Here is a 10,320-nt window from a genome sequence, read left to right as displayed (position 1 = left end):
CGCACATATTCCGAAACCGAACAAACCGCAGCACACCAACCCTTGACCGGACCCCACCCCTTCAGGGATGACTCTGCGTCCACCAGGGGAAAGTGCGAGTAGATCGCCTGGTGGACGCAGAGTCAATACAGCCCGTGGCCGATCTGTACCGTGAGAAGCGCTATGGCCAACAAGAAGCCCGCGAAATCTCCTCGCAAATCTCCTCGGAAATCCCCGTCGAAATCGGTGCGCGACCGTCGCCGCCTGCTGGCGTGGGTGGCCGCCGGTGCGATGGCCCTGGCGGTGGCGCTGGTCGCGGTGGTGTTGGTGATCTGGATTCGGCACCCAAGCTCCCCGCCGATCGCGGAGCCGCCGTCCGCGGGCGTCCCGCCGAGCGGCTCGGTGCCGCCGCGGGTCAAGAAGCCGCGTCCGGCCTATCAGGACGCCAACTGCCCGGACGTGCAACTGGTCTCGGTGCCCGGCACCTGGGAGACCTCGCCCACCGACGACCCGCTGAGCCCCACCCAGTTCCCGCGGGCGCTGCTGCTCACCGTCACCCGCCCGATCGCCGAGCAGTTCGACGCGTCCCGGGTGCAGACCTACACGGTTCCCTACACCGCGCAGTTCCACAATCCGCTGTCGGCCGACAAGCAGATGAGCTACAACGACAGCCGGGCCGAGGGCACCCGCGCGACCGTCAAGGCGATGACGGAGATGAACGCCAACTGCCCGCTGACCAGTTATGTGCTGGTCGGGTTCTCGCAGGGCGCGGTGATCGCCGGTGACGTCGCCAGCGACATCGGCAACGGGCGCGGCCCGGTCGACGAGGACCTGGTGCTGGGCGTGACGCTGATCGCCGACGGCCGCCGCCAGGAGGGACCCGGTGGCGGGATCGACGTGCCGCCGACCCCGCCGGGCCAGGGCGCCGAGGTGACCTTGCACGAGCTGCCGATCCTGTCCGGGATGGGGCTGACCATGACCGGCGCCCGCGACGGCGGTTTCGGTGACCTCGACCAGCGGACGTACGAGATCTGCGCGCGCGGGGATCTGATCTGCGCCGCTCCGCAAGAGGCGTTCAGCATCGGCAAGCTGCCCGCCACCCTGGAGACGCTGGCCGGCGGCGCCGGTCAGCCGGTGCACGCGCTGTACGGCACCACCGACGTGTGGAGCTCCGACGGACAGCCCGCCACCGAGTGGACGCTGAACTGGGCGCGCGGCCTCATCGAAAACGCGCCGCATCCGCCACACGGGTGAGTCGAAGCTGGAACCGTCGCGTGACCCCGAGATGGCCGTCACACGCGGTACCGTTTGATTTGGCACAAGCCGCACCGACCTCTAACATTAAGAAGAATTTAAGAGCATGGCGCCCACGGCCGCGGGGCCCAATAGCGCGCGTCGAGGGGTATCGGAATCCCGCTAGCATCTGTAAGGTCCCGGGCCCCGCACGACAGGTCACAGCAGGTGACCGGCCGCGCCCGGCAGCCGACTGAACGCACGTTCGCGACAGGAGATTTTGCATGGCCCCGGCACCAGCACAGGCCGCCTACCACAACCCGTTCGTCAAGGACGGCAAGATCCGGTTCCCGGACAACGCCAACCTGGTGCGGACCGTCGAGCGCTGGGCTGCGCTGCGCGGCCCGAAGGTGGCCTACCGCTTCCTGGACTTCTCCACCGAGCGTGACGGCGTCGCCCGCGAGCTCTCCTGGGCGGAGTTCGGCGCCCGCAACCGCGCGGTGGCGGCCCGGCTGCAGCAGGTCACTCAGCCCGGCGACCGGGTGGCGATCCTGTGCGGGCAGAACCTGGACTACCTGGTGTCGTTCTTCGGGATCCTGTACTCCGGGCGCATCGCGGTGCCGCTGTTCGACCCGGGCGAGCCCGGCCACGTGGGCCGGCTGCATGCGGTGCTCGACGACTGCACCCCGTCGGCGGTGCTGACCACCACCGATTCCGCCGAGGGGGTGCGCAAGTTCTTCCGCAGCCGCCCGGCAAACGCCCGGCCGCGCGTCATCGCGGTCGACGCGGTGCCCGCCGAGGTGGGATCGACCTGGGTGATGCCCGAGTACGAACGGGACACCATCGCCTACCTGCAGTACACCTCCGGCTCCACCCGCACCCCGACCGGCGTGCAGATCACCCAACTGAACCTGCCCACCAACGTCGTCCAGTTGCTGGATTCGCTCAAGGGCCGCGAAGGCGACCGGGGTGTCAGCTGGCTGCCGTTCTTCCACGACATGGGCCTGGTCACCATCCTGCTGTCCAGCGTGCTCGGTCAGCAGTTCACCTTCATGAGTCCGGCGGCCTTCGTGCGCCGGCCGCACCGGTGGATCCGCGAGCTGGCCCGCAAGGAGGGCGAGACCGGCGAGGTCTACTCGGCGGCTCCCAACTTCGCCTTTGAGCACGCCGCGGCCCGCGGGCTGCCCAAAGAAGGCGACCCGCCACTGGACCTCAGCAACGTCAAGGCGATCCTCAACGGCAGCGAGCCGGTCTCGGCGGCCTCGCTGCGGAAGTTCAACGAGGCGTTCGGTCCGTACGGCTTCCGGGAAGAGGCGATCAAGCCGTCCTACGGGCTGGCCGAAGCCACCCTGTTCGTCTCCACCACCCCGCCCGACGAGGGCCCGCGGATCATCTACGTCGACCGCGAGGAGCTCAACAACGGCAACCGGTTCGTCGAGGTCCCCGAGGACGCCCCGAACGCGGTCGCCCAGGCGTCGGCCGGCCGGGTCAGCGTCGACCAGTGGACGGTGATCGTCGACTACGACACCGCCACCGAGCTGCCCGACGGTCAGATCGGCGAGATCTGGCTGCAGGGCAACAACATGGGCAGCGGCTACTGGAACCGCGAGCAGGAGACCATCGACACCTTCAAGAACGTGCTGAAGGCGCGCAACAGCCCGTCGCGGGCCGAGGGCGCCGATGAGAACGGCTTCTGGGTGCGCACCGGCGACTACGGCGCCTACTACCAGGACGAGCTCTACATCACCGGCCGGGTGAAGGACCTGGTGATCATCGACGGCCGCAACCACTATCCGCAGGACCTGGAGTACTCCGCGCAGGAGGCCAGCCGGGCGCTGCGCACCGGCTACGTCGCGGCGTTCTCGGTGCCGGCCAACCAGCTGCCGGCCGAGGCGTTCGACAACCCGCACTCCGGGCTGAAGTTCGACGCCGAGGACAGCTCCGAGCAGCTGGTGATCGTCGCCGAGCGCGCCCCGGGCGCCCACAAGCTGGACCACCAGCCGATCGCCGACGACATCCGCGCGGCGATCGCGGTGCGCCACGGGGTGACCGTGCGCGACGTGCTGCTGGTGTCGGCGGGGTCGGTGCCGCGCACCTCCAGCGGCAAGATCGGCCGGCGTGCCTGCCGGGCCGCCTACCTGGACGGCAGCCTGCGCGGCGGCACCACCGCCCCGAACTCCTTCCCCGACCAGGCCTGAGTCCCATGAGTGAGGCACCGCAGATGACCGGCGATGACGCAACCCTGCGCGGCACCAGCCGCACCGACCTGTCCGTCGCCGATATGCGGGCCTGGCTGCGCAACTGGGTGGCCAACGCCACCGCGCAGTCGCCGGAGAAGATCAACGAGACCGCCCCGCTGATCGAACTGGGGCTGTCCTCGCGGGACGCGGTGGCGATGGCCTCCGACATCGAGGACTTCACCGGCGTGACGCTGTCGGCCACGGTGGCGTTCCGCCACCCGACCATCGAGGCGCTGGCCACGGTGATCATCGAGGGCGAGCCGGTGGTGGTCGATCATTCCGGCGACGAGGACTGGTCGCGCGCGGCCGATGTCGACGACATCGCCGTGGTCGGTCTGGCCACCCGCTTCCCGGGCGACATGAACTCCCCCGAGGAGACCTGGGAAAAGCTGCTGGCCGGGTTCGACGCGATCACCGACCTGCCCGAGGGCCGCTGGAGCGAGTTCCTGGAGGAGCCGCGGATCGCCGAGCGGGTCGCCAAGGCCCGCACCCGCGGCGGATACCTCTCCGACATCAAAGGTTTCGACGCCGAGTTCTTCGCGCTGTCGAAGATGGAAGCCGAGAACATCGACCCGCAGCAGCGGATGGCGCTCGAATTGACTTGGGAGGCACTGGAACACGCCCGCATCCCGGCGTCGGCGCTGCGCGGTGAAGCGGTCGGGGTCTACATGGGCTCGTCCAACGCCGACTACCAGAACCTGGCGCTGTCCGACCCGAGCATCACCCACCCGTATGCCATCACCGGTAACTCCAGCTCGATCATCGCCAACCGGGTGAGCTACTTCTACGACTTCCGCGGACCGTCGGTGACCGTGGACACCGCGTGCTCGTCGTCGCTGGTGGCGGTGCACCAGGGCGTGCAGGCACTGCGCAACCGCGAGGCCGACGTGGCCGTGGCCGGCGGTGTGAACGCGCTGGTCACCCCGCTGGTCACGGTCGGCTTCGACGAGGTCGGCGGCGTGCTGGCCGCCGACGGGCGGATCAAGTCGTTCTCGTCGGACGCCGACGGCTACTCGCGCGCCGAAGGCGGCGGCGTACTGGTGCTCAAGCGGGTCGACGACGCCCGCCGCGACGGCGACCAGATCCTCGCGGTGATCGCCGGTTCCGCGGTCAACCACGACGGCCGGTCCAACGGGCTGTTGGCGCCCAACCCGGATGCGCAGGAGGCCGTGCTGCGCAAGGCCTACAAGAACGCCGGCATCGACCCGCGCACCATCGACTACATCGAGGCGCACGGCACCGGCACCATCCTGGGCGACCCGATCGAGGCCGAGGCGCTGGGCCGGGTGGTCGGCCGCGGCCGTGCCGCCGACAAGCCCGCACTGCTGGGCGCGGTGAAATCCAATGTGGGACACCTGGAGTCGGCGGCCGGGGCGGCCAGCCTGGCCAAGATCGTGCTCGCGCTCCAGCACGACAAGATCCCGCCGTCGATCAACTACGCCGGGCCCAACCCCTACATCGACTTCAACGCCGCCCATCTGCAGGTCGCCGACACCGTCACCGACTGGCCGCGCTACGGCGGCTACGCCGTGGCCGGGGTGTCCGGCTTCGGCTTCGGCGGCGCGAACGCCCACCTGGTGGTGCGCGAGGTCCTGCCGCGCGACGTGGTGGAAAAGGAAGCGCCCGCCGAGCCCGAAGAGCCAGTGCTCGAAGAGGATCCGGTGCTCGAGTCCGAGGCGCCCCGCTTCGACGAGTACGGCGAGTTCATTCACGACGAGCCCGCTGCGGCCGGCGACGAGGAGTGCCCGCTGCCCGGGCTGACCGAGGAGGCGGTGCGCCTCCGCGACGCCGCACTGGCCGAGCTGGCGGCCCGCGAGCCCTCCAAACCGCTGATCCCGCTGGCGATCTCAGCATTTTTGACCTCCCGCAAGAAAGCCGCCGCCGCCGAGCTGGCCGACTGGATCGACAGCGAGGAAGGCCGGGCCACTCCGCTGGAGTCGATCGGCCGGGCGTTGTCGCGGCGCAACCACGGACGTTCACGTGCGGTGGTGCTGGCCCACGATCACGACGAGGCCATCGCCGGCCTGCGCGCGGTCGCCGAGGGCAAATCCAAACCCACCGTCTACTCCGTCGACGGCCCGGTGACCAACGGGCCGGTGTGGGTACTGGCCGGATTCGGTGCGCAGCACCGCAAGATGGGCAAAGAGCTGTATCTGCGGGACCCGATCTTCGCCGAGTGGATCGAAAAGGTCGACGCGCTGATCCAAGACGAACGCGGCGTCTCGATTCTGGAGATGATCCTCGACGACGCGGTGGACTACACCGGCGACACCGTCGAGTACCCGATCGAAGCGGTCCAGCTGGTGATCTTCGCGATCCAGATCGCGCTCGGCGAACTGCTCCGCGCGCACGGCGCCACGCCGGCGGCGATGATCGGCCAGTCGCTCGGCGAGCCCGGCGCCGCCTACTTCGCCGGGGGCCTGTCGCTGCGCGACACCGTCCGGATCATCGTGCCGCGCGCCCGGTTGATGGGCGAGGGCGAGGCGATGCTGTTCGGCGAGTACATCCGGCTGATGGCGCTGGTCGAGTACTCCGCCGAGGAGATCAAGACCGTCTTCGCCGACTTCCCCGACCTCGAGGTCTGCGTCTACGCCGCACCGACGCAGACCGTGATCGGCGGGCCGCCCGAACAGGTCGACGCGATCATCGCCCGCGCCGAGGCCGAGGGCCGCTTCGCCCGCAAGTTCCAGACCAAGGGCGCCAGCCACACCGCCCAGATGGACCCGCTGCTGGGCGAATTCACCGCCGATCTGCAGGGCATCGAGCCGATGCCGCTGGTCTGCGGCTACTTCTCCACCGTGCACGAGGGCAGCTACATCCGTCCGGGCGCTGAGCCGATCCACGACGTCGACTACTGGAAGAAGGGCCTGCGCCACTCGGTGTACTTCACCCACGGGGTGCGCAACGCCGTCGACAACGGCTACACCACCTTCCTGGAGCTGGCGCCCAACCCGGTGGCGCTGATGCAGGTGGGGCTGACCACCGCCGACGCCGGCCTGCCCGACGCCCAGCTGATCGCCACGCTGGCCCGCAAGGCCGACGAAGTCGACTCGATGACCATGGCGATGGCCCAGCTCTACGTCCACGGCCACGACCTGGACATCCGCACGCTGTTCCCGCGGCACGCCCAAGGCCCGGTGGGCCCGGAGGAGTTCGCGAACATTCCGCCGACCCGGTTCAAGCGCAAGCCGTACTGGCTCGACGCGCACTTCTCCGGCGACGCCACCGGTGTCATGCCCGGCTCGCACATCTCGACCCCGGACGGCCGGCACGTCTTCGAATACGCCGCACGCGGATCGGATATCGACCTGGCGGCGCTGGTGAAATCGGCTGCGGCAGCGGTGCTTCCGGATGCCACGCTGGCGGCCTCCGAGCAGCGCGCGGTGCCGGCCGAGGGTTCCCGGCTGGTGACGACGCTGACCCGGCACCCGGGTGGGGCGGCCGTGCAGGTGCACTCCCGTATCGGCGAGTCGTTCACGCTGGTCTACGACGCCCTGGTGTCGCGCGGCGGCGCCGCGGGGGTGTTGCCGATGGCGGTCGGTGCCGGCACCGCGGTGACGGCTGCCGATACCGTTGCGGCGCCGACTGAGCCGGAGGTCGACGACGCAGCGATTCTGCACGACAACCTCACCGCGGGAGCGGGACTGGCGGCCGGCTTCGCCAAGTGGTCACCGGATTCGGGCGAGTCCATCGCTGACCGGCTGGGTGCGATCGTCGGCGGCGCAATGGGTTACGAGCCCGAGGACCTGCCCTGGGAGGTGCCGCTGATCGAGCTGGGCCTGGATTCGCTGATGGCCGTGCGGATCAAGAACCGGGTCGAATACGACTTCGACATGCCGCCGATCCAGCTGACCGCGGTTCGCGACGCCAATCTCTACAACGTCGCGGAGATGATCAAGTACGCGGTCGAGCACCGCGACGAGGTCCAGGCGCTGCATGAACACCAGAAGACCCTGACGCCCGAGGAGATCGCCGCCGAGCAGGCCGCGCTCATCTCCGGCGCCACGGCGTCCAGCGTGACCGCGCCGGCACCGGACCCGCAGGCCGAGCCGGAGACCCAGGCGCCGCCGGCCTCGGACATCCCGGTCCCGCCGCCGCCGACCGACCCGTCGGGGCCGGGGGCCAACCAGACCGGCGTGGCCAAGGCGACGGCTGCCGCGGCGGCCGCCAAGGTGCTGACCCAGGAGGCGGTGACCGAGGCGCTGGGTGCTGACGTGCCGCCGCGCGATGCCGCCGAGCGGGTCACGTTCGCGACCTGGGCGATCGTCACCGGCAAGTCGCCGGGCGGCATCTTCAACGAGCTACCCGCAATCGACCAGGCAGCGGCCGAGCAGATGGCCGCGCGGCTGTCCGAACGGGCCGAGGGCATCATCACCGTCGATGACGTCATGTCGGCGACCACCATCGAGGGCCTGGCGACCGTCGTCCGCGACCAGCTCGAAGAGGGTGTGGTGGACGGTTTCGTCCGCACCCTGCGGGCACCCGCCCAAAACTCTGCTGGGGGGGCTTCGAAAGCCGTGCCGCTGTTCGTGTTCCACCCGGCGGGCGGCTCGACCGTGGTCTACGAACCGCTGATGAAGCGCCTGCCCGCCGACACTCCGGTGTACGGCATCGAGCGGGTGGAGGGCTCCATCGAGGAGCGCGCCGCCGAATACGTGCCCAAGCTGCTGGAGATGCACGACGGTCCGTTCGCGCTGGCCGGTTGGTCACTGGGTGGTGCGCTGGCCTACGCCTGCGCGATCGGGCTCACCCGCGCCGGCGCCGACGTCCGTTACGTCGGCCTGATCGACCTGGTGCTTCCCGGCGAGCCGATCGACCATAGCAAGGAGGGGATGCGCGCACGCTGGGACCGCTACGCCCGGTTCGCCGAACGCACCTTCAACGTCGAGGTTCCCGAAATCCCCTACGAGGAGCTGGAGAAGCTCGACGATGAGGGCCAGGTGAAGTTCGTGCTGGAGGTCGTCGCGCAGAGCGGTGTGCAGATCCCGGGCGGCATCATCGAGCACCAGCGCACGTCGTACCTGGACAACCGCGCCCTGGACACCATCGAGATCCAGCCGTATGACGGGCACGTCACGTTGTACATGGCCGACCGCTACCACGACGACGCGATCGTGTTCGAGCCCGCGTACGCGACCCGCAAGCCCGACGGCGGCTGGGGCGAATACGTCTCCGATCTGGAGATCGTGCCGATCGGGGGCGAGCACATCCAGGCTATCGATGAGCCGTACATTGCCAAAGTGGGCGCCCATATGAGCGAGGCGCTCGACCGCATCGAAGGAGAGCAGTGACCACCGAGCTCCCGCTTCCGAAGTCGAAGACTACCGCCGAGCTGCTGGCCGAACTGCGCGAAAAGCTCGAGCTGGCAAAGGAACCCGGCGGTGAGAAGGCCGTCGCCAAGCGGGCCAAGAAGGGCATTCCCAGCGCCCGCGACCGCATCCATGCGCTGCTGGACCCGGGCACCTTCCTGGAGATCGGTGCGCTGTGCAAGACCCCCGGCGACCCGGATGCGCTCTACGGCGACGGTGTGGTGACCGGGCACGGCCGGATCAACGGCCGGCCGGTCGGGGTGTTCAGCCACGACCAGACGGTGTTTCAGGGCTCGGTCGGGGAGATGTTCGGCCGCAAGGTGGCCAAGCTGATGGAGTGGGTGGCCATGGTGGGCTGCCCGATCATCGGCATCAACGACTCCGCCGGGGCCCGCATCCAGGACGCGGTCACGTCGCTGGCCTGGTACGCCGAGTTGGGCCGGCGCCACGAGATGCTGCGCGGCCTGGTACCCGAGATCTCCATTATTTTGGGCAAATGCGCTGGGGGAGCGGTGTATTCGCCGATCCAGACCGACCTTCTGGTGGCGGTGCGCGACCAGGGCTACATGTTCATCACCGGACCCGACGTGATCAAGGACGTCACCGGTGAGGACGTGTCGTTCGACGAGCTGGGCGGCGCCGATGCGCAGGCGCAGCGCGGCAACATCCACAAGGTGGTCGCCGACGAGGCCGAGGCGTTCCAGTACGTGCGCGACTACCTGTCGTTCCTGCCGGCCAACCACTTCGACGACGCGCCGGTGGTCAACCCGGGTCTGGAGCCGGAGATCACCCCGCACGACCTGGAGCTGGACGCGATCGTGCCGGACGCGGACAACACCGCCTACGATATGCACGAGATCCTGCTGCGGATGTTCGACGACGGCGACGTCTTCGAGATCTCCGAACAGCGTGGGCAGGCGATGATCACCGCGTTCGCCCGGGTCGACGGACATCCGGTCGGGGTGATCGCCAACCAGCCGATGTTCATGTCCGGGGCGGTCGACACCGAGGCCTCTGACAAGGCGGCCAGCTTCATCCGGTTCTGCGACTCGTTCAACCTGCCGCTGGTGTTCGTCGTCGACACCCCCGGCGCCATGCCCGGGGTCTCGGAGGAGAAGAACGGAATCATCAAGCGCGGCGGCCGGTTCTTCAACGCGATCGTCGAGGCCGACGTGCCCAAGGTGACCTTCATCATCCGCAAGGCCTACGGCGGCGGGTATGCGGTGATGGGCTCCAAGCAGCTCTCCGCCGACCTCAACTTCGCCTGGCCGACGGCCCGCATCGCGGTGATCGGTGCCGACGGCGCCGCCCAGCTGCTGGTAAAGCGCTTCCCGGATCCGACCGCGCCCGAGGTGCAGAAGATCAAGGCGGACTTCATCGCCGGCTACAACGAGAACATGGCGATTCCGTGGACCGCGGCCGAGCGCGGTTACATCGACGCGGTGATCCAGCCGCACGAGACCCGGCTGCTGCTGCGTAAGTCGCTGCGGTTGCTGCGCGACAAGCAGAACTTCCCCAAGGTGCAGCGCAAGCACGGGCTGCTGCCGATCTGAGCAAGC

General features: G+C 69.1%; 4 protein-coding genes. All 4 read left to right on the top strand.

Annotated features, from left to right (window positions below):
* Positions 1–270: 270 nt before the first annotated feature.
* Entirely contained in the window at positions 271–1,233 is a 963-nt protein-coding gene (locus tag A5648_RS08665) for a cutinase family protein (protein ID WP_428844324.1), read from the top strand.
* Positions 1,234–1,496: 263 nt separating this feature from the next.
* Complete coding sequence (gene fadD32, locus A5648_RS08660; RefSeq protein WP_065024143.1) at positions 1,497–3,410, top strand: long-chain-fatty-acid--AMP ligase FadD32; 1,914 nt, start codon at positions 1,497–1,499, stop codon at positions 3,408–3,410.
* Positions 3,411–3,415: 5 nt separating this feature from the next.
* Positions 3,416–8,743 (top strand): polyketide synthase Pks13, encoded by a 5,328-nt coding sequence (gene pks13 / locus A5648_RS08655; protein ID WP_065024142.1) that lies wholly within the window; start codon positions 3,416–3,418, stop codon positions 8,741–8,743.
* The gene (locus A5648_RS08650; protein ID WP_065024141.1) at positions 8,740–10,314 is read left to right on the top strand and encodes an acyl-CoA carboxylase subunit beta; all 1,575 of its coding nucleotides are present in this window, start codon (positions 8,740–8,742) and stop codon (positions 10,312–10,314) included. Before pks13 ends, A5648_RS08650 begins: the two co-directional genes overlap by 4 nt.
* Positions 10,315–10,320 lie beyond the last annotated feature (6 nt).

This window comes from Mycolicibacter sinensis, assembly GCF_001673565.1.
Taxonomy (GTDB): Bacteria; Actinomycetota; Actinomycetes; order Mycobacteriales; family Mycobacteriaceae; genus Mycobacterium; species Mycobacterium sinense_C.
The sequence above is the reverse complement of the archived record's forward strand: the minus strand, read 5'-3'. Positions and strand labels throughout refer to the sequence as shown.

Excerpts from the sequence above, each read along its gene's own strand:
- A5648_RS08665 (WP_428844324.1), top strand. The coding sequence starts at position 271 with ATGGCCCTGGCGGTGGCGCTGGTCGCGGTGGTGTTGGTGATCTGGATT.
- pks13 (WP_065024142.1), top strand. The coding sequence starts at position 3,416 with ATGAGTGAGGCACCGCAGATGACCGGCGATGACGCAACCCTGCGCGGC.
- fadD32 (WP_065024143.1), top strand. The coding sequence starts at position 1,497 with ATGGCCCCGGCACCAGCACAGGCCGCCTACCACAACCCGTTCGTCAAG.